The organism is Flavobacterium hiemivividum, from assembly GCF_004349145.1.
Taxonomy (GTDB): Bacteria; Bacteroidota; Bacteroidia; order Flavobacteriales; family Flavobacteriaceae; genus Flavobacterium; species Flavobacterium hiemivividum.
Genome location: NZ_SMFO01000015.1, coordinates 1 through 19853, shown reverse-complemented (window position 1 = coordinate 19853; position 19853 = coordinate 1). Strand labels below are relative to the sequence as shown.

At 36.3% G+C, this 19853-nt stretch carries 17 protein-coding genes, 1 tRNA gene and 1 rRNA gene; 12 read left to right on the top strand and 7 right to left on the bottom strand.

Features of this window, described 5'->3' with window-relative positions; all coding sequences use genetic code 11:
• The first annotated feature begins 50 nt into the window (after positions 1-50).
• The 8 genes from hemW to E0F98_RS14600 all read left to right on the top strand — a co-directional run bounded on the left by hemW (position 51) and on the right by E0F98_RS14600 (position 7037).
• Positions 51-1178, top strand: coding sequence for a radical SAM family heme chaperone HemW (hemW, locus tag E0F98_RS14635; RefSeq protein ID WP_132112787.1), 1128 nt, complete (start codon positions 51-53; stop codon positions 1176-1178).
• A 159-nt stretch (positions 1179-1337) separates the two neighbouring features.
• Positions 1338-1622, top strand: a complete 285-nt coding sequence (locus E0F98_RS14630) for a GIY-YIG nuclease family protein (RefSeq protein WP_132112785.1) — start codon at positions 1338-1340, stop codon at positions 1620-1622.
• 40 nt (positions 1623-1662) lie between these two features.
• The gene (locus tag E0F98_RS14625; protein WP_132112783.1) at positions 1663-2436 is read left to right on the top strand and encodes a cyclase family protein; all 774 of its coding nucleotides are present in this window, start codon (positions 1663-1665) and stop codon (positions 2434-2436) included.
• Entirely contained in the window at positions 2433-2834 is a 402-nt protein-coding gene (locus tag E0F98_RS14620; protein ID WP_132112781.1) for a GNAT family N-acetyltransferase, read from the top strand. The genes E0F98_RS14625 and E0F98_RS14620 overlap by 4 nt, the downstream gene beginning before the upstream one ends.
• A 19-nt stretch (positions 2835-2853) precedes the next feature.
• A complete protein-coding gene (locus E0F98_RS14615; protein ID WP_132112779.1) occupies positions 2854-3225 on the top strand; it encodes an MmcQ/YjbR family DNA-binding protein in 372 nt (123 codons plus the stop codon).
• A gap of 105 nt (positions 3226-3330) precedes the next feature.
• Positions 3331-4053 carry a PH domain-containing protein gene (locus E0F98_RS14610; protein ID WP_132112777.1) on the top strand — a complete coding sequence of 241 codons (723 nt, stop codon included), beginning with the start codon at positions 3331-3333 and terminating at the stop codon, positions 4051-4053.
• A gap of 326 nt (positions 4054-4379) precedes the next feature.
• The gene (locus E0F98_RS14605) at positions 4380-5681 is read left to right on the top strand and encodes an aminopeptidase P family protein (RefSeq protein ID WP_132112775.1); all 1302 of its coding nucleotides are present in this window, start codon (positions 4380-4382) and stop codon (positions 5679-5681) included.
• Positions 5682-5744: 63 nt separating this feature from the next.
• On the top strand, positions 5745-7037 hold the full coding sequence (locus E0F98_RS14600) for a S28 family serine protease (RefSeq protein WP_132112773.1): 1293 nt from the start codon (positions 5745-5747) through the stop codon (positions 7035-7037).
• Between the two features lie 37 nt (positions 7038-7074).
• Here the strand turns inward: E0F98_RS14600 and E0F98_RS14595 are convergent, their stop codons facing one another.
• The 3 genes from E0F98_RS14595 to E0F98_RS14585 form a co-directional block, all read right to left on the bottom strand.
• Positions 7075-8175: a DUF4407 domain-containing protein gene (locus E0F98_RS14595; protein ID WP_132112771.1), complete on the bottom strand. Its 1101-nt coding sequence runs from the start codon at positions 8173-8175 to the stop codon at positions 7075-7077.
• Positions 8176-8359: 184 nt separating this feature from the next.
• Positions 8360-9961, bottom strand: a complete 1602-nt coding sequence (gene pckA / locus E0F98_RS14590; protein ID WP_132112769.1) for a phosphoenolpyruvate carboxykinase (ATP) — start codon at positions 9959-9961, stop codon at positions 8360-8362.
• An 80-nt stretch (positions 9962-10041) separates the two neighbouring features.
• Positions 10042-10428, bottom strand: a complete 387-nt coding sequence (locus tag E0F98_RS14585) for a DUF423 domain-containing protein (RefSeq protein ID WP_132112767.1) — start codon at positions 10426-10428, stop codon at positions 10042-10044.
• Between the two features lie 153 nt (positions 10429-10581).
• Here E0F98_RS14585 and E0F98_RS14580 point away from each other — a divergent pair, with 153 nt between their 5' ends.
• Positions 10582-11949, top strand: a complete 1368-nt coding sequence (locus E0F98_RS14580) for a saccharopine dehydrogenase family protein (protein WP_132112765.1) — start codon at positions 10582-10584, stop codon at positions 11947-11949.
• Between the two features lie 68 nt (positions 11950-12017).
• Here the strand turns inward: E0F98_RS14580 and E0F98_RS14575 are convergent, their stop codons facing one another.
• From E0F98_RS14575 to E0F98_RS14565, 3 genes are read right to left on the bottom strand one after another with little or no spacing between them, the layout of a single operon-like run.
• Positions 12018-13487, bottom strand: a complete 1470-nt coding sequence (locus tag E0F98_RS14575; protein ID WP_132112763.1) for a M56 family metallopeptidase — start codon at positions 13485-13487, stop codon at positions 12018-12020.
• Positions 13484-13858 carry a BlaI/MecI/CopY family transcriptional regulator gene (locus E0F98_RS14570; RefSeq protein ID WP_132112760.1) on the bottom strand — a complete coding sequence of 125 codons (375 nt, stop codon included), beginning with the start codon at positions 13856-13858 and terminating at the stop codon, positions 13484-13486. Before E0F98_RS14570 ends, E0F98_RS14575 begins: the two co-directional genes overlap by 4 nt.
• Before the next feature lie 11 nt (positions 13859-13869).
• On the bottom strand, positions 13870-14295 hold the full coding sequence (locus E0F98_RS14565) for a hypothetical protein (protein ID WP_132112758.1): 426 nt from the start codon (positions 14293-14295) through the stop codon (positions 13870-13872).
• A gap of 383 nt (positions 14296-14678) precedes the next feature.
• On the opposite strand from E0F98_RS14565, the gene E0F98_RS14560 reads away from it, so the two are divergent.
• A complete protein-coding gene (locus E0F98_RS14560) occupies positions 14679-15197 on the top strand; it encodes a hypothetical protein (protein ID WP_132112756.1) in 519 nt (172 codons plus the stop codon).
• Between the two features lie 287 nt (positions 15198-15484).
• On the opposite strand, the gene E0F98_RS14555 is transcribed toward E0F98_RS14560, so the two are convergent.
• Positions 15485-16873 carry a dipeptidase gene (locus tag E0F98_RS14555; protein WP_132112754.1) on the bottom strand — a complete coding sequence of 463 codons (1389 nt, stop codon included), beginning with the start codon at positions 16871-16873 and terminating at the stop codon, positions 15485-15487.
• A 113-nt stretch (positions 16874-16986) separates the two neighbouring features.
• Between E0F98_RS14555 and E0F98_RS14550 the strand changes: the two genes are divergently transcribed.
• Together E0F98_RS14550 and E0F98_RS14545 are read left to right on the top strand one after the other, a co-directional pair.
• Positions 16987-17068, top strand: a tRNA-Leu gene (locus E0F98_RS14550).
• A gap of 1194 nt (positions 17069-18262) precedes the next feature.
• Positions 18263-19778: ribosomal RNA gene (locus E0F98_RS14545) — 16S ribosomal RNA — on the top strand.
• Positions 19779-19853 lie beyond the last annotated feature (75 nt).

Here is a 19853-nt window from a genome sequence, read left to right as displayed (position 1 = left end):
AATCAGCAGTTACAATTGAATACTAATAAACTGAACACTGAATACTAATTATGTCCGGAATATACATACATATCCCTTTTTGCAAGCAAGCCTGTCATTACTGTGACTTTCATTTTTCGACTTCGATGAATAAGAAGGAGGAAATGGTTTTGGCTTTGGCCAAAGAAATCAAAATGCGTAAAAGTGAATTCGAAAATGATACAATAGAGACTATTTATTTTGGAGGAGGAACACCGTCAGTGTTGACTTCAGCTGAAATTAATTTTCTGATTGATACCGTTTATGAAAATTATAAGGTGGTTAAAAATCCAGAAATTACGCTCGAAGCCAATCCAGATGATTTGTCGATGGATCGAATTCTTGAGCTTTCAAAAAGTAAAATCAACCGTTTGAGTATCGGGATTCAATCTTTTTTTGAAGATGATTTAAAGATGATGAATCGAGCACACAACTCGGTGGAGGCGCAAAAATGTTTAGAAGAAGCCACGAAGTATTTTGATAATATTTCGCTCGATCTAATTTATGGAGTTCCCAGTATGAGCAATGAAAAATGGAAGCAAAACATTGAAAAGGCGCTTTCTTTTGGAGTGCCGCATATTTCGAGTTATGCACTTACGATCGAACCCAAAACGGCGATGAGTAAAATGATTCAAACTGGAAGGATGGAAGCGCCCAAAGACGAAGTGGCTCAGGAACATTTTATGATTTTGGTGGAAACGTTGGAAGCAAATGGTTTTATTCACTATGAATTATCTAATTTCGGAAAAGAAAATTATTTTTCAAAAAACAACTCCGCCTACTGGTTGGGAAAAAAATACATGGGCATTGGTCCATCGGCACACAGTTACGATGGTATTTCTCGAAGTTGGAATGTAGCTAATAATCCACTTTATTTAAAAGCAATTCAGGATGACAAATTACCAAACGAAATAGAAACCTTATCAGAAGCCGACCGTTATAACGAGTATATTATGACCGGATTACGTACTATTTGGGGAGTTTCATTGGATAGAATTGAAAGTGAATTTGGACAAAGCTATTTCGATTATTTGATGAAACAAGCTCAGAAATTCTTAAATGATGACTTGGTTTTTATTGAGGATAATATTTTGAAACCCACTAAAAAAGGAAAGTTTTTGACAGATGGGATTGCGAGTGATCTATTCATCCTGAACTAGTTTCAGGATCTCATGATCTTAACTCAGGACGTGACGAACTAGTTTCAGGATCTCATGATCTTAACTCAGGACGTGACGAACTAGTTTCAGGATCTCATGAATTTATCTCAGGGCGTGACCAATCATTTTTAGGATTCTTTATAATTAAAATGGTGTTGTATGGAAAAAGGATTTACATATATTTTGACAAATAAAAATCAAACCGTTTTATATGTTGGAGCAACGAAGGATTTAAAAAAGAGAATTGAAAAACATATAAGTGGTACCGGAGCAGCCTTTACCAAAAAATATAATGCTACAATGCTAATTTATTTTGAGGAGTTCGAGCAGTATTCAGATGCTTTTATAAGGGAAAAACAATTGAAAAATTGGCACAAGGACTGGAAATTGAATTTAGTAAAACTAAGCAATCCCGAATTAAAAGATTTATATTTGAGTTTATAAATGTATCTCATGATGAGATGCTGAAATAAATTCAGCATAAATGATAGCAACAATCAACAATTTTCAAATCGATTTATCAAAACCCATTGATATTTCGATTCCGATAACTAATTCTGAAGCGAATCCAATTGCATGGTATATAGAAAAACCAGTAATTGAACCAGTACGTTTTGGAGAATGGGTAGGAAAAGTGTCTTCAGGAATGTCTTCTACAAATTTTAATACTATTTCTTTCAATCCGCATGGACATGGAACCCACACCGAATGTTTGGGGCACATTACGCGTGATTTTTATAGTATAAATCGATCCCTAAAACAGTTTTTTTTCATGGCTGAATTAATTTCGGTAGCGCTCGAAGAAAAAGATGGAGATTTTATTATTAGTAAAGAAAAAATTGTAAAAGCTTTAAATCATAATAGGCCCGAAGCTATTGTTATTCGAACATTACCAAACGAAACTTCTAAATTGTCAAGAAAATATTCGCATACAAATCCGCCATATCTAGATGAAGAGGCAGCGCGTTTTATTCGCGAAAGCGGAATACAACACCTGCTTATCGATTTGCCAAGTGTCGATAAGGAAAAGGATGAGGGGAAATTATTGGCGCATAAAGCATTTTGGAATGTTACTGACGTGAATAATTTAAATTCGGATGCCAGATTAGAAGCTACTATTACGGAACTGATTTTTGTGCCAGATAGTGTTGCAGATGGAAGTTACTTACTCAACTTACAAATTGCTTCCTTTGAGAACGATGCGAGCCCTAGTAAACCCGTTTTATATGCTGTTGAGAATATTAAAATAGAGCTATGATCACTGTTTCTACCGATAAAAATAAATTAGACGTTCCGTTTATTCAACATTTTCTAAAAGATATTTATTGGGCTGCAGGCCGAACAATCGACGAGGTGCAAATGACAATTGACCATTCATTTTGTTTTGGAATTTATCTTAATGAGAAGCAAATTGGTTTTGCCAGAGTAATTACGGATTATATAGTTTTTGCCTATGTGATGGATGTATTTATTACTGAAGAATATCGAGGCAAAGGATATTCTTCCGTTTTAGTTGATGCCATGATGAAGGAACCACAATTAAAGCAAGTTCAAGTGTGGCGATTAGCAACTGCTGACGCACATTTTTTATATGAAAAATTCGGATTCACCCTTTTGGCTAAACCAGAAAGGATGATGGAAAAGATAATTAAATAATTTTTTAAAGTAGTGATAGATGAATTTAGAAACCTACTACGAATATTGTTTGAGTAAAAAAGGAGTGACGGAGCATTTTCCTTTCGATAAAGACACTTTAGTTTTTAAGGTGGGAGGAAAAATGTTTGCCTTATCGTCTTTGCAAAAATGGGAATTAGGGGAGTCGGCTGTGAATTTAAAATGTGATCCTGAGCGCGCTCTGGAGCTTAGAGCGCAGTATGACAGTATTAAACCTGGATTTCATATGAGCAAAACGCATTGGAATACCGTTGTAATGCATCAAGATGTTCCTACTGCTCTTGTTAAAGAATTGATCGATCATTCTTATGAATTGGTCTTCAAAAGTTTAACAAAGAAATTACAAAATGAAATCTCAGAATTATCAAATTAGGTATTACTTTTGCATACCAATTCTCACACTGCATTTTAAGAAAGTGTTTTGAGAATTAGTACTGCGAAATATTCAATTGGGACAAAGAATTTTGAATTAAACAACATGAAAGAACAGATAAAGAAATTTTTAAACGAGGAGCAAGACCCTAAAGCTATTGAAAAAATCACTTCAAAGCTGAATGATCTCCTCATGAAATATGAGGAAATAGGATATATTGCGGTTCAGAAAAAACCGGCATTAACCGTTTTTCCAGATAGTATTGTGGTGACAAACAAACGAATTATAATCTGTCAGCCTAAAAACTTAGGGCTATCTATGGATTTTACTGATTACACCTGGGATCAAATTGAAGGAACCTCTGTGAAAGAGAATATCTTAGGGTCGGAGTTTTCATTTTCGACCAGGACAGATATGGAAGTTTCAATCGATTATATTCCAAAAATTCAAGCTAGAAAGATATTTACTTATGCTAAGGAACAAATAGATATTCTGAAAAGTGGAGCAGTTCCAAGTGCTACAATAATTGAAGAGGTTGCCGCCGATGCTACTGATGAATTTGAGGATGTTGAAGAAATGGAAACCGAAGAGGTAACTAGTTTTATGGAGATAATGCCAAGCACGCCGCCGCCATTACCTACTGTTAACGAGTATTTTGATACTCCTATTGAAACTCACAAAGAAACTCACAAAGAGAGTGGATTAGCTGGATTATCGCAAGATGAGCTTTTCGAAAAATTACAGAATTATAAAAAACTCTTGGATAACGGACTGATTTTACAAGGAGAATATGATAATTTCAAAAAGGAGATTTTGAGCTATATGTAGTTCTTAAGAATAAATAAATTTTAAGGTTGTCTATTATAGACAGCCTTTTTTTTGAATTTAACTTTCATAGATGTTTAATGGTCTCATTATGTTTTGCTGATTTTTTAAAGGGAGAAACCTTTATGAATTGTAGCATATTTTTATACTTTTATGGATTGGAATTGTAGTGTGTCTATTGGGATAAGTTATAAAATTTGTAGTTGTACTAATTGTATGTCTTTTAAAAAAATATGTAATTATTAGTAAAGAAAATAGGATGACTAGAATTAAATTGATCACCACACAAGCAGCTGCTGTTCCAGCTAAAATCTTTCAATTATAAAATTATGCGATATAAATCGATTCCCGCTACTTTATTTGTTGCAAACAGAACGCGGTTTGCCAAAAAAATGAATGCAAATAGCATTGCGATGCTGTCTTCTAATGATGTGATGCCAAATAATGCTGATGATGTAATGGGTTTTGCCCAAAACAATGACTTGTTTTATTTGTCAGGAATCGATCAGGATGAGACGATTTTAATACTATATCCAGATGCTATAAAAGAAGAAAACAGAGAAATATTATTCGTAAAAGAAGTAAGCGAGCAAAGTAAAATATGGGATGGTGATTTCTTGACAAAAGAAGCTGTATCTCGTATTTCGGGAGTGAAAAATGTAAAGTGGACTCATGAAATGGAGAAAACCCTACAGCTTTTTGCCTTTGAAGCCGATACTTTTTATTTGGGGCATAATGAGCATATAAAAAGACTCACTTCAGAGATGACCACCAGGCAGGATCGCCTAATTCACTGGTGTAAAGAAAAATATCCATTGCATCAGTATGATCGAGCGGCCAAGATTACAAGAGAACTTCGCCCCATAAAGTCAGAGGAGGAAGTAGCGCTTATCAAAGAGGCTATCGCGATCAGTATAAAAGGATTTATCGGGATTTTAAAAGCAATTAGATCCAATACTCCAGAATATGCCCTGGAGGCTGAATTGACTTATGAGTTAGTAAAAAACGGAGCGACTCGTCATGCTTTCAAGCCTATTGTAGCGTCGGGAAAAAATGCTTGCGCTTTGCATTATAATTCTAATGATGCAATTTGCAAAGATGGAGATATGGTATTGCTTGATTTTGGGGTTTGCTATGCAAATTACAATTCAGATACTACCAGATGTGTTCCTGTAAATGGAACTTTTTCGTCTCGTCAGCGCGCTGTATATGAGTCGGCTTTACATTGTTTAAAAGAAGGGTCGAAGCTCTTAAAGCCAGGAGTCTTTTCTGCTGACTACGAAAAACAAATGGCAGCATTAGTCGAAAAAGAATTAGTAAAATTAGGACTGATTACTGCCGATGAAATCGCAAATCAAGATGTGGATGCTCCGGTGTATAAAAAGTATTTCATGCATGGAACTGCGCATTATCTGGGATTAGACGTGCATGATGTGGGACTGTACTCTCGCGCCTTCGAAAAAGGAATGGTGCTTACCTGCGAACCAGGAATATATATTCCCGAGGAAGGAATAGGTTGTCGTTTAGAAAATGATTATTTAATTACTGCCGATGGAAGTATAAACCTTTCGGAAGCCATGCCCATTGAGATTGATGAAATTGAAGAGATCATTAGAAAGGTGAATTCTTAATAATAAGATGTTAGGTTTAGGAGAAAGCCAGTACAATTTTCGAAAAATAAATTAATTAGAAAGATGAATAAGATTAAATATATAGCAGTATTACTATTAGTTACCCTTAATTTTCAATTTGGTTTTGCACAAACTGATGTAGCTGTAGGTACTGATTTGGAGAAAAGTTTAATGGAATTGTTTCCAAAAGCAGAAATAAAAAAAATGAAGAATTTAGATGGATATTCTGAATCCTATCAATTGATTTTAGACCAGCCCTTGGATCATTCCCATCCAGAAAGGGGGACATTTAAACATTTTATCTACCTGTCGCATCTTGATTTTAAGAAACCTATGGTTATTGAGACTGAAGGTTATGCGGCGCGTTATGTTAAAAATGAAGTCAGCAGTTTATTGAATGCAAATCAGCTTATTGTGGAATATCGGTTTTATGGAAAATCCAGACCCAATCCTATTCCTTGGGAGTATTTGACAAATGATCAAGCCATTGCCGACTATCATTCGATAGTTCAAAAATTAAAGCCACTGTATAGCGGAAAATGGATTTCGACGGGAATCAGTAAAGGCGGAGAAACGACACTTATATATAAATCTAAGTATCCAAAGGATGTCGATGTTGCAATGCCTTATGTTGCGCCCTTAATCAAAACTCAAGAAGATCCACGAACTGTAGAACATTATACTTCGAAGGTTGGTACGGCTGAATGTCGCGCAAATGTAGTGCAGTTTCAAAGAGCATTACTACTTAATAGAACAGCACTTTTGAAAGAAATAAAAGAACATGCTGCTAAAGAAAAAATGAAGTTCACTGAATTGTCCATTGAAGAAGCCTTAGAGTATGGAGCCTTAGAATTTCCGTTTTCTTTCTGGCAATGGGGCGCAAATTGTGCTGATATTCCTGATAGTAGTTCTACTGCCAAAGAGCTATTTGATTATTTGAATAAAGTGGTAGGAATTAGCTTTTACAATGATGAACAATACTATAACTTATTGCCATCTTATTACCAACACATGAGTGAACTGGGCTATTATGGGTTTGATTTTACACCAGTAAAGGATTTGTTGCAAGTGGTTAAAAGTACATCCAATATGCGTTTTGCACCCAAAGACGTTGCGATTACTTACAATCCAAAATACATCCAAAAAGTTAGGAAGTTTGTAGAGAGAAAAGGGGATAAGATTCTTTATATTTATGGCGGAGATGATACTTGGGGTGCATGTGCTCCAAGTCCTAAACGCAGGCTTGACGTACTTAAAATGGTGTTGCCAGGCGGAAGTCACAGTACTAGGGTAAAAGATTTCCCAAAGGAAGACCAACAGAAAATTATGAAAACGCTAGAGCGCTGGTTACAATAACAATAAATGGGCTATCTTATTAGGATAGCCCATTTATTTATAAAGTTTTCTTCTGTTTTTCTACAAAATTGTGTGCTTGTAATTGCAGTAATTCGGTCGCTTTCTTGCGCTGTAAATCATATAGATTTTTGTCTTGGGCAATATCCTCATATACTTTATCGTGCATAGCGGCACTCGTTTTTACAAGTAAATTTCGCTGGTATTTGTCTTGTTCTAAAGTTGCTTTTAAGGCTGTTTCTAAATCTTCCAGTTTAAAATCATATTCTCCCTTTGGCGACAATAATTTAGCAATAATAGGGGAGGTTTCAATTGCTAGAAAAAGCAGCATGATAAACAAGGAGGGAAGTGAAGGCAGCTTATTTAATGCATTTATTCGGGCCATTAATCCATCAAATCCGTCAATGATAGGTTGGGTTTCAGTGATTTTTTTATCTAAGTCCGCTTGAAGTAGCGTTGCAGTTTTTTCTTTTTCGGCAATTTTTTCTAGGTTGTTTTTTCGAATAGTATCTAATTCAGCGGAAGCCAGATTGTGTTTGGAGATTTTTTCTTTAAAAACAGGTCCTTTTCCTAGTTTTTTAGTTCCTGCTGTTCCTTCGGCTTCAGTAATGTATGTTTCATATAGTGTATTAACCTCGGTTTCTTTTTTCGAAATATCTGACTTTAAGCTTTCAATCTCCGCCTTGTTTTTAGCTAGATCGGATTGAAAATAATTAGCTACCTCTTTCTTGTTTTCGAGAGCCATTGCATTTTTCTCTTTCAATAGAACGGTGTTGATTTCTTTTTCGAAAATTTTAATTTCTAATGGTTTCGAAATAACGATGGCGATGATAATTGCCAAAATAATTCTTGGCGTAGCTTGTAGAAATTCGCTGCCAAATTTATCTCTTTTTCGAATAGTAGAAACAATAAAACGATCTAGATTGAAGATGAGTAAACCCCATACCAGTCCAAAGAGTAAGGCGGGGTAAACGCTGTCAAAGACTGTAAATAAGGCATAAGTACTGGCGATAAAGGCCATTACTGCGGTAAAGAAAACGGTGGCGCCAATACCTGCGTATTTGGTTTGCTCCCCTTGAGAACAGCCTTCAAGAATTTCTTCGTCGGCTCCTGAACAGAGAATAAAGAATTGTTTTAACATGATTGATTTTTTTTTGATTGATTTGCCAGTTAACCTTAATTAGGCTCGGCTGATGATTGCAAATTTAACGCCAAAAAAATTAAACTATTGTAAATATCTGATTTGTTTTTGTTTAGGAGTTTATAGAAATCAAAAAGAGCTGTCCTATGAGAACAGCTCTTTTCTTTATTGAATTATAATTAACTTATGCTTTTGGCGCTCCTGCCATTATTTCAGGATTTGCAAACTCTTCAAATTTAGCAAAGTTGGCTTTAAATTTTTGACCTAATTCTATCGATTTTTGGTCGTATAATTCTTTGTCTTCCCAGGTATTTCGTGGATTTAAAATTTCACTAGGCACTTCAGGACAAGATTGCGGAATTGCAATTCCAAAAACGGCGTGATCTTTATATTCTACTGCATCTAATTCTCCGTTTAAAGCGGCAGTTATCATAGCGCGAGTGTATTTTAATTTCATTCTGCTACCAGTTCCATAAGGTCCGCCAGTCCATCCTGTGTTGATTAGCCAAACTTTTACATCGGCTTCTTGGATTTTTTTACTCAACATTTCAGCATATTTCGTTGGGTGAAGCGGCATAAAAGGCGCTCCAAAACAAGCAGAAAAATTAGGTTGAGGTTCAGTAACTCCAGCTTCAGTTCCAGCAACTTTTGCAGTATAACCAGAGATGAAGTGATAAGCAGCTTGTCCAGGTGTTAATCTAGAAATAGGAGGCAAGATTCCGAATGAATCTGCAGTAAGAAAAAATATATTTTTTGGGTTACTACCTATTGATCCCGGTTGAATATTGTCAATATGATAAATTGGGTAACTTACTCTTGTATTAGGGGTGATAGAAATATCATTATAATCGACTTTGTTAGTCCCTTTTTCGAAAATGACATTTTCTAAAATAGATCCTCTTTTAATTGCTCTAAAAATGTCTGGTTCGTTCTCTTCAGAAAGATTGATCACTTTTGCATAGCATCCGCCTTCAAAATTGAAGACTGTATTTTCACTAGTCCATCCATGTTCGTCATCACCAATTAATTTTCTTTTTGGATCGGCAGATAGTGTTGTTTTTCCAGTTCCTGACAATCCAAAGAAGATAGCTGTATCATCGTTGTCACCTACGTTTGCACTACAATGCATTGGCAAAGTGTTTTTGTCAACCGGTAATATAAAGTTTAAGGCAGAAAAAATTCCTTTTTTCATTTCACCTGTATATCCAGTACCACCTATAAGTGCAATTTTTTTAGTAAAATCTAAAATAGCAAAATTAGGTTGACGCGTTCCATCAGTTGCTGGATCAGCAAGGAAACTTGGAACACATATTACAGTCCATTCTGGTGTGAAATTTTCAAGTTCCTCTTGTTCGGGTCTCAAAAACATATTGTAACAAAATAAATTTGCCCAAGGTGTTTCAGTAACTACACGAACATTTAATCTATAATTAGGATCAGCACATACATAAGAATCTCGAACGAATAATTCTTTGTTAGATAAGTACGAAGTAACTTTTTTATAAAGTGCTTCAAAAGCTGTTGGTTCAAAAGGAATATTCACTTTTCCCCACCAAACTTTGTTTTCTGTTACGCTATCTTTAACGATAAAACGGTCTAAAGGCGAGCGCCCTGTAAATTCCCCTGTATTGATAGCGAGTGCGCCAGTCGAAGTTTCGATTCCTTGACCTAAAGCGATGGTCATGTCATGTAATTCGTTGGCTGATAATTGGTAATGAATCTTTGCGTTTTCAATTCCTAGGTCAACAAGCGAAATCGATTGCGTAAACGGTGTGTTATTATTCATAAAATTATGTATTGTGTTGTTTAGTTTAACTGCTACAAAAGTATAAATTATATCTTAGATATGTTTTGATAATCTAAGTTTTATGTTTTTTTGTTAAAATAATTCAACAATAAGGTTCCCCAAGCTAGAATTAATAAGAGTCCGCCCACAGGGGTTATGAATCCTATCACTTTAAAATCGAAGGAGGTCATGCTATTTGTTGCTAATAAATAAATCGAACCTGAAAAGAAAAGGACACCAGAAATAATTAAGTAGTAGATGATTTTCTTAGTTTTTTCAGTTAGGTCTGGTAACAGTCCAATGAAAATTAAAAACAAAGCATGATACATTTGATAACGAACTCCTGTTTCAAAAGTAATTAGCTGATCGGCAGATAAAACTTGTTTTAATGCATGTGCTCCAAATGCTCCTAATATAATTGCAATCATTCCAAAAAGTGCGCCGGTTGAAATTAATTTCTTATTCATTATTCTGGGATTTTTTAACTGTAAAAGTATTCCTTATCTGAGGAATCTAAAAGTTATTTGACAGATACTTTCGGTTTTTTCTTGTTTTTTAACACATAGTAGTTGTTGTAAATATAACATTTATGTATGTTTGTGTTATATTTACATATATTTATGAGAAACATTTTAGTAATTGGTGCAGGTAGATCTGCATCTTCGTTGATACAATATCTTTTAAATAAGTCAATAGAAGAGGATTTGCACCTTATTATTGGTGATTTGTCATTAGAACTGGCACAAAAGAAAACAGGTAATCATCCAAATGCCACTGCAATTGCTTTGGATATTTTTGATGCCAATCAAAGGAAAGAAGCAATTCAAAAGGCTGATATTGTAATTTCGATGTTGCCTGCTCATTTGCATATTGAGGTTGCTAGAGATTGTGTTGTCTATAAAAAGAATATGGTTACGGCATCTTATATTAGTAATGAAATGCAGGAACTCGATGCAGCAGCCAAAGAGAATAATCTTATTTTCATGAATGAAGTAGGTCTTGATCCCGGAATTGATCACATGAGTGCCATGAAAGTCATTGACGAGATAGGAGATAAAGGCGGTAAAATGCTTTTATTCGAATCTTTTTGTGGTGGACTTGTAGCTCCAGAATCAGACACAAATCGTTGGAATTATAAATTTACTTGGGCTCCTCGGAATGTTGTCTTGGCTGGACAAGGTGGTTGCGCTAAGTTTATTCAAGAAGGGACTTATAAATACATTCCCTATTGCAACTTATTTAGAAGAACTGAATTCTTAGATGTAGAAGGCTATGGCCGCTTTGAGGCTTATTCGAATCGAGATTCCTTGAAATATAGAAGTGTTTACGGACTGGATAATGTGCTAACTTTATATAGAGGAACCATTCGAAGAGTTGGTTTTTCTAAAGCGTGGAATATGTTTGTGCAGCTTGGAATGACAGATGACAGTTATGTGATGGAAGATTCTGAAAACATGAGTTACCGTCAGTTTGTGAATTCGTTTTTGCCGTATCATCCAACGGATTCTGTAGAAATTAAGACACGCTTGATTTTAAAAATCGATCAAGATGATGTTATGTGGGACAAATTGCTGGAATTAGATTTATTCAATAGCAACAAAAAAGTGGGGCTTAAAAATGCTACCCCTGCACAGATATTAGAAAAAATATTAAATGATAAATGGACTTTGGAAGCAGACGATAAGGATATGATTGTGATGTACCATAAATTCGGATATGAATTAGACGGTGTAAAAAAGCAAATTGATTCTAAAATGGTTTGCATTGGCGAAGACCAAACTTATACCGCTATGGCAAAAACCGTTGGTTTACCGGTTGCGATGGCGACTTTACTTATATTAAACGGTAAGATTAAAACTCCTGGAGTACAACTTCCTATTAAAAAGGAAGTGTATTTGCCCATTTTAAAAGAACTAGAAGAATATGGAGTTGTTTTTAAAGAGCAATCGATGCCTTATTTTGGATACAAGCCAGATAAAACCAGTTAGTTAGTAGTTTAATTTGTAGTTAGATAAATCCGCTTCTTGATGAAGCGGATTTGTTGTTTTTAGAACTATTAGTCTGCGTGAATTGTTATAGGTAAACTGTACATTACTTTCACAGCTTCGCCGTTCACTTTTCCAGGACTCCATTTCGGAGATAGCTTCATGACTCTGATAGCTTCTTCTCCTGTTCCGTAGCCTACATCTCTAAGACTCTTTACATCACTAATGCTACCGTCCTTTTCTATTGTGAATGTTATGTATACACGGCCTTTTACTTTGTCATCTGACATTTCTTTTGAAATTTTAAAATTTTGACCCACAAATTTGTAGAATTCGCCCATGCCTTCCGGATAGCTTGGGTTTTCTGAAAGCTCGTTTGTATTGTAAATTTCACCTTCTGCTTTTTTTACTTTTTGATTTTCTGGACTAAAAACGTCTATTTCGATTATCTCAGAAGCTCCTTTTTTTAATTCAGCACTTAGTTCCTCGGTTGTTGGTAACCCTTTCTTGTTCGATATAATCGATGGAAGAGCTTTTGCCTCAACAGGAGTTAAATCGTTATATTTTTTTTCGGTCACTATATTACCGTTTTTATCTTTAATTTTAAAAGTGGTTTTTTCGTAATATTTGTTAAATATTCCATTTGATTTTTCAGAAGTGGCTGTTTGTTTCTTATTGGTTTCTTGCGCTACTACTTTTGTGCATAATGAAAATACTATTGCTGTCAATACTGGAATTAATATTCCCTTTTTTAAAGTAGCACGAGCTACCGATGTGGTTTTAGTCATCATAATTAATCTTTTTTTAGTTACTGAATAATTCAAATTACTGGCTAAGTAATAGGTTGGGTTCGCGTTTGCCTTTGTGATTAATAAGTTTTGGTAAAACGGAACATTATTATGTGATTGCACGACTTTCTCATCAGCGAGGAATTCATGGTTGAGTTGGATTGCTTTTTTGTAGAAAATAAAAATAGGGTTGAACCAAAAGACGGCTTTCAAAGTCTCTAAGAGTAAAATATCTAAAGTGTGCTTTTGGTTTACGTGAATTAATTCATGGGTGAATAATTCGGCTTCAATTTTTCTATTGTTGTAATCCGTTTCATTGATGAAAATGGTGTTCATGAAAGTGTAAGGCAGTGTTTTTTCTTTTAGTAAAACTAGCTTTGCGTTTTTGTAAGTAATTTTAGTGGCTGATTTTGATTTAACATTCAATTTTAAGATGTTTCTAAGGAACCTAAAAAGTAATACTGAAGTTATTACGCCATAAATGCTCCACATGGTAATTATCCAGTAATTTGTTGAATCTTCAACAACAGTCATAGTTGCTCCTTCCGTTGTGATTGCATTTTTGGAGGTAAAAGGAGTTGTGATTTCTTGAATCACTTCAATGGTTATAAATGGGATTGTGAATGAGAAAATAATGGCAAACAATAAGTAAAACCTATTGAAGTGATGCATTTTTTCGTTTTCCAATGCTAAATGGTACACGGCAAGTAGCACAAATAATGATGCAGTCGATTTGATGATGAAGTCTATCATTTTTTCTTTTTTTGAATGGCACGATCTACTATTTTTTTGAGTTCTTCTAATTCTTTCTCAGACAAATTAGTTTCTGTGGTAAAGAAAGAAGCAAATTGCGATGCGGAATCGTTAAAGAAATTCTTGATCAAGCCGTTGACGTGTTTCGAGAAATAGTCCGTTTTTTTGACCAAGGGAAAATATTCTCTAGAGTTTCCAAATTCAGTGTACGCCACAAAATCCTTATCAATCATTCTTTTTAGTAAAGTGGCCACGGTTGTAGTTTTTGGTTTTGGCTCTGGAAATGCTTCAAGCAAATCTTTCATAAAAGCTTTCTCTAGCTTCCAGAGGTGTTCCATCAATTGTTCTTCGGCGTTAGTGAGTTGTTGCATTTTATAGATTTTTATTGTGTGTAAATTTCTTCAATTGGGATTCCCTTTTTATAGATTTTTGTTCCAAGTAAGAGTCCTTCTGAATCATAAAACTCCCATTTTCCTGTGGGTAGCCATTCTGTTTTTGAACCAACTATTTCTTTATTAGAAAATCCTCTTGCTCTTATTTTTCCAGTATTGTGATATTCGATTACATAGCAGGTGTTTTTTTTATACTTTATTTTAGAAAGCAATTTGTTGTTCATGTGGTTTTTCCAAGACCCTCTTTTAATTCCTTTTTTGTACTTCCCTGTTTCAGTGAATACTGTAGTGTGGTAACTTTTATTTTTGATCCATTTTCCTTCCTCTAGGCCGTTTCTGGTTTGGTTTATTTTACAACTTGCCAAACATATACATGCAAGGAGGAGGAGCATTTTATACTTTATTTTGGTTTTCATCTTCTACGTATTAAAACATTGCTCTACAAATGTAGAATAATAATTTAATAAAATAAGTAATTTTATTAGTTATTTGAAATATAGTCTGTTACAGTTTTGTTTTCACAATGATTTATTGATGTATGCGGAGTTTAATGTTTGTTTTTTTTTCGAAATAGAAAATATTGAACCCAAAGGCGTCTTGATTTTCCCATGCTGCAAGTGAGTTTTGATTTATTACAGAGGTATTTTTGTTTCCAGACAAAATCTAACACAGTAGATTGTTAGTTTGAATGTAATTTCATTCTTTTTCTAAACTAAAAACAGCTTTTTTTGACTTGCTTAACGACTAGCAGCCGTATTTTAGGGTAAATTTGTAGGGACGATCAATTAAAACAAAAACTATGAAAATTAAAGTATTATTAATAGTATGTGCTCTCTTTGGGTTTCAAATGGGTTTTGCTCAGGAAGTCAAGACAGTAGCTATTGACTCTGTAAAATCAATGTCTATTGATCTTGCATCGCAAAAAAGCATTGATAAGGAAGTGGCAAGGGAAAAATCAAAAGCAGATAGAGCAATAAGAGACCAAGAAAGAGCAGAGAAAAGCCGTCAAAAAGCGGAGAAAAAAAGGGAAAGAGCTGAAAGAGCAAGGGAAAAAGCAATCAAAAAAGAAGAAAAGCAAGAGCGAAAAATTGAAAAAGCCGATAATTCAGTTCAAAAATTAAATAGCAAAATCACCAGGGCCAAAAGAGATTTGGATAAAATGGAGGCTAAATTAGATAAAACGATGTCAAGAGGAAAGCTTTCGGAGATTGAAATTGAAAAAGGGAATCTGAAAATTAGCAAGCAACGTCTTAAAATTCAAGAGTTGGAAGTTGATATCGCTAAAGCGGAAAATAAGTTTAAAAAACTAAACAATTAACTATAGTCCTCAACCTTGGTTGGGGATTTTTTTTGTGACCTTGGGAAATGTGAATTTTATTGCTTTATGTCGATGGCAAAACTTGATTTTTAATTTTACTTGCGTTAAGGATTGAAGTGAAAATCCTTTTTATGTGAAGGAACGTAGCATAAAAAGATTGTAACGAAAAGCCTGACCTTGTTGCTGACTCTTGTTGGTGTGTTTAACAAATTGTTCAGCAACAAGGTAATGCACAAAAAAAATCCGCTCACTGCTGAACGGATTTTGTGGATTGATGCGGAAACAGCTTATTTGCTTAACTCTACAAAGTATTTGTAAAATAAAGGAATAGTTTCGATTCCTTTTAGATAGTTGAAGACCCCGAAATGTTCGTTTGGCGAGTGAATTGCATCGCTATCCAAGCCGAATCCCATTAGGATGGTTTTACTTTTTAGTTCTTTTTCGAATAATGCGACGATAGGAATACTTCCTCCAGAGCGAACTGGGATAGCTGGAACACCAAAGGTCTCAGTGTACGCCATATTTGCCGCTTTGTAGCCAATGCTGTCAATAGGTGTCACATATCCTTGGCCACCATGATGTGGTTTAACTTTTACGGTCACACCAGCAGGAGCAATGCTCGTGAAGTGTTTAGCGAATAATTCTGTGATTTCTTCCCAGTCTTGATTTGGAACTAAACGCATTGATATTTTGGCAAAAGCTTGGCTGGCGATAACCGTTTTTGCTCCTTCTCCTATATATCCACCCCAAATACCGTTTACGTCAAGTGTAGGGCGTATCGAGTTTCTTTCGTTAGTGGTATAGCCTTTCTCGCCGTAAACGTCGTTTAGGTCTAATGCTTTTTTATAGTTTTCTAGACTAAATGGGGCTTTTCCCATTTCGGCTCTTTCTTCAAGAGACAATTCCTCTACATTATCATAAAAACCAGGAATGGTAATGTAGTTGTTTTCATCATGAAGCGAAGCAATCATTTTTGACAAGATATTAATAGGATTGGCAACCGCTCCTCCGTAAAGTCCAGAGTGTAAATCACGGTTAGGTCCCGTTACTTCTACTTCGACATAGCTTAAACCTCTTAATCCAGTGGTGATAGACGGTTGCTGATTAGAAATCATTCCAGTATCAGAAATCAAAATCACATCGTTTTTAAGTTTTTCGACATTTTTTTCAACGAAAGTCTTTAGATTGACGCTACCTACCTCTTCTTCTCCTTCAATCATGAATTTTACGTTGCATGGCAGGGTGTTGCTTTGAACCATGTATTCGAATGCTTTTACATGCATATACATCTGGCCTTTGTCGTCGCAAGCGCCACGTGCAAATATGGCTCCTTCGGGATGGATTTCGGTTTTTTTGATCACCGGTTCAAAAGGAGGAGAGGTCCAAAGTTCGATTGGATCCGCGGGTTGAACGTCATAATGACCGTAAACTAGAATCGTTGGTAAGCTTGGGTCAATCATTTTTTCACCATATACGATAGGGTATCCAGCGGTTTCGCAAATTTCGACTTTGTCACATCCTGCTTTTTCTAAGCTTATTTTTACAGCCTCAGAAGTGTCAATAACATCTTGAGAGTAGGCTGTGTCTGCGCTTACAGATGGTATTTTTAATAATTCAATTAATTCGTTAAGGAAACGCTCCTTGTTTTCTTGTACGTATGACTTGATATTTTCCATGTATGGGCTTAATTTTTAGATAAATCAAAAGTACAAAAAAGAGAATGATAAATTTTTTTAAAAAATGTTTTGATTATTCGAACTTATGACTATATTTGCACCCACAATTACACGCGGATATGGTGAAATTGGTAGACATGCCAGACTTAGGATCTGGTGCCGCAAGGCGTGTAGGTTCGAGTCCTATTATCCGCACGAAAAGCTTCTCAATTGAGAAGCTTTTTTTATGTCTAAAAGTGAACAAAACCCCGTTGCTTATGCCGAAAATAGAATATCCGGACTTTGTAAATGGTTTAGTTAATCTAAATAGAAAATGTTCTAACATTAATGTTTTACATTTAGGGACATGGGAGAAGGATTGATGGTTTGAGATTTTTCTGTAAATAATATTGAGATTTTTATAATGAACCACATCTTGTTTTGATTCATTATAAGGTGGAAAGTATAGGTTCGTTCCTCGTTATAAAAATGCTACTCCTTCTTATATATAAGGAGTAGCCACTTTTTCTCAGAATCTATCCCGATCGCTATCGGGATCTGCTCCTGAGACTTCTGGACGCTACAATTTACCTCTTCGTTCCTTCTCGTCCGAAAGGACAAGGAGGGGTTGGCTCGCTAGAATTTTCACTGCTATGGGGGCTAGGGGAGTTGTTTCCAGCGGTGAGATTTCGATTTAATCGATAAAGTGACTAAAAAAACCAGACCTATATATAGACGTATAGCAAGCAAAACTACTAATTAAAGTAGTTGTCAAGAGTAGGAAGTTTGTCTTGCTAATTATAAAGTATTAGCAAACATGCAGTATTCTCAACGAAACAAGGCAGACTAAGAGCACAAAGGCACTCTTTCCTTGGGAGACTCCCGACGGTTTTGGCGGAGGAGGAGAAAACTTTCCTTTTCAAAACACGTATTTCCAGCGAGTTAAACGCTGCGTTAAGAAAACGTGAAAAAATAGTCTATTAAAAGTATTGTTTAACGGTATAAAGGTGCTACTTTTGCACCCGCAACAGCGAATAAGTTCATAAGAATATTGACAGGTTATAAAGGGGTTTAGGTTTGGAATTATTTCTAAAATAAATCAAAATAAAGCTTGTGAGATTCGAAATTGCTTATTACATTTGCAGCCCGCAAAACGCGCAATGTTCCTTGAAAGACTGCAAAGAAAAGATAAAGAAATGAGGATTTAAATCTTCAAAAAAAACTTTAAATTTTTCTTGCGAGAAACAAAAGACTTTGTTACTTTTGCACCCGCTTCGAGAAACATGTTTGCATGATGATTGAAGTTGGAAACTGAAATAAATTCAGTTTTAAAAAAAAAGAAGAACACGTTTGAAAAAACCACTAGACCTTCAGTCAAAAACAAAAAGAGAATTTATTCTCATATAATATACGATGAAGAGTTTGATCCTGGCTCAGGATGAACGCTAGCGGCAGGCTTAACACATGCAAGTCGAGGGGTAGAAGAAGCTTGCTTCTTTGAGACCGGCGCACGGGTGCGTAACGCGTATGCAATCTACCTTTCACAAAGGGATAGCCCAGAGAAATTTGGATTAATACCTTATAGTAATATGACTTGGCATCAAGATGTATTTAAAGATTTATCGGTGAAAGATGAGCATGCGTCCCATTAGTTAGTTGGTAAGGTAACGGCTTACCAAGACTACGATGGGTAGGGGTCCTGAGAGGGAGATCCCCCACACTGGTACTGAGACACGGACCAGACTCCTACGGGAGGCAGCAGTGAGGAATATTGGACAATGGGCGCAAGCCTGATCCAGCCATGCCGCGTGCAGGATGACGGTCYTATGGATTGTAAACTGCTTTTATACAGGAAGAAACACCTCTACGTGTAGAGACTTGACGGTACTGTAAGAATAAGGATCGGCTAACTCCGTGCCAGCAGCCGCGGTAATACGGAGGATCCAAGCGTTATCCGGAATCATTGGGTTTAAAGGGTCCGTAGGCGGTTTAGTAAGTCAGTGGTGAAAGCCCATCGCTCAACGGTGGAACGGCCATTGATACTGCTAGACTTGAATTATTAGGAAGTAACTAGAATATGTAGTGTAGCGGTGAAATGCTTAGAGATTACATGGAATACCAATTGCGAAGGCAGGTTACTACTAATATATTGACGCTGATGGACGAAAGCGTGGGTAGCGAACAGGATTAGATACCCTGGTAGTCCACGCCGTAAACGATGGATACTAGCTGTTGGGAGCAATTTCAGTGGCTAAGCGAAAGTGATAAGTATCCCACCTGGGGAGTACGTTCGCAAGAATGAAACTCAAAGGAATTGACGGGGGCCCGCACAAGCGGTGGAGCATGTGGTTTAATTCGATGATACGCGAGGAACCTTACCAAGGCTTAAATGTAGATTGACCGGTTTGGAAACAGACTTTTCGCAAGACAATTTACAAGGTGCTGCATGGTTGTCGTCAGCTCGTGCCGTGAGGTGTCAGGTTAAGTCCTATAACGAGCGCAACCCCTGTTGTTAGTTGCCAGCGAGTCATGTCGGGAACTCTAACGAGACTGCCAGTGCAAACTGTGAGGAAGGTGGGGATGACGTCAAATCATCACGGCCCTTACGCCTTGGGCTACACACGTGCTACAATGGCCGGTACAGAGAGCAGCCACTGGGTGACCAGGAGCGAATCTACAAAACCGGTCACAGTTCGGATCGGAGTCTGCAACTCGACTCCGTGAAGCTGGAATCGCTAGTAATCGGATATCAGCCATGATCCGGTGAATACGTTCCCGGGCCTTGTACACACCGCCCGTCAAGCCATGGAAGCTGGGGGTGCCTGAAGTCGGTGACCGCAAGGAGCTGCCTAGGGTAAAACTGGTAACTAGGGCTAAGTCGTAACAAGGTAGCCGTACCGGAAGGTGCGGCTGGAACACCTCCTTTCTAGAGCCTTATTGTTAGCTTATTTATAAGCACTGTAGGGAAAGAGACGAAAAGAGAAAGTGGAAACAAAGAATG

Excerpts from the sequence above, each read along its gene's own strand:
- hemW (WP_132112787.1), top strand. The coding sequence starts at position 51 with ATGTCCGGAATATACATACATATCCCTTTTTGCAAGCAAGCCTGTCAT.
- E0F98_RS14630 (WP_132112785.1), top strand. The coding sequence starts at position 1,338 with ATGGAAAAAGGATTTACATATATTTTGACAAATAAAAATCAAACCGTT.
- E0F98_RS14625 (WP_132112783.1), top strand. The coding sequence starts at position 1,663 with ATGATAGCAACAATCAACAATTTTCAAATCGATTTATCAAAACCCATT.
- E0F98_RS14620 (WP_132112781.1), top strand. The coding sequence starts at position 2,433 with ATGATCACTGTTTCTACCGATAAAAATAAATTAGACGTTCCGTTTATT.
- E0F98_RS14615 (WP_132112779.1), top strand. The coding sequence starts at position 2,854 with ATGAATTTAGAAACCTACTACGAATATTGTTTGAGTAAAAAAGGAGTG.
- E0F98_RS14610 (WP_132112777.1), top strand. The coding sequence starts at position 3,331 with ATGAAAGAACAGATAAAGAAATTTTTAAACGAGGAGCAAGACCCTAAA.
- E0F98_RS14605 (WP_132112775.1), top strand. The coding sequence starts at position 4,380 with ATGCGATATAAATCGATTCCCGCTACTTTATTTGTTGCAAACAGAACG.
- E0F98_RS14600 (WP_132112773.1), top strand. The coding sequence starts at position 5,745 with ATGAATAAGATTAAATATATAGCAGTATTACTATTAGTTACCCTTAAT.
- E0F98_RS14595 (WP_132112771.1), bottom strand. The coding sequence starts at position 8,175 with ATGTTAAAACAATTCTTTATTCTCTGTTCAGGAGCCGACGAAGAAATT.
- pckA (WP_132112769.1), bottom strand. The coding sequence starts at position 9,961 with ATGAATAATAACACACCGTTTACGCAATCGATTTCGCTTGTTGACCTA.
- E0F98_RS14585 (WP_132112767.1), bottom strand. The coding sequence starts at position 10,428 with ATGAATAAGAAATTAATTTCAACCGGCGCACTTTTTGGAATGATTGCA.
- E0F98_RS14580 (WP_132112765.1), top strand. The coding sequence starts at position 10,582 with ATGAGAAACATTTTAGTAATTGGTGCAGGTAGATCTGCATCTTCGTTG.
- E0F98_RS14575 (WP_132112763.1), bottom strand. The coding sequence starts at position 13,487 with ATGATAGACTTCATCATCAAATCGACTGCATCATTATTTGTGCTACTT.
- E0F98_RS14570 (WP_132112760.1), bottom strand. The coding sequence starts at position 13,858 with ATGCAACAACTCACTAACGCCGAAGAACAATTGATGGAACACCTCTGG.
- E0F98_RS14565 (WP_132112758.1), bottom strand. The coding sequence starts at position 14,295 with ATGAAAACCAAAATAAAGTATAAAATGCTCCTCCTCCTTGCATGTATA.
- E0F98_RS14560 (WP_132112756.1), top strand. The coding sequence starts at position 14,679 with ATGAAAATTAAAGTATTATTAATAGTATGTGCTCTCTTTGGGTTTCAA.
- E0F98_RS14555 (WP_132112754.1), bottom strand. The coding sequence starts at position 16,873 with ATGGAAAATATCAAGTCATACGTACAAGAAAACAAGGAGCGTTTCCTT.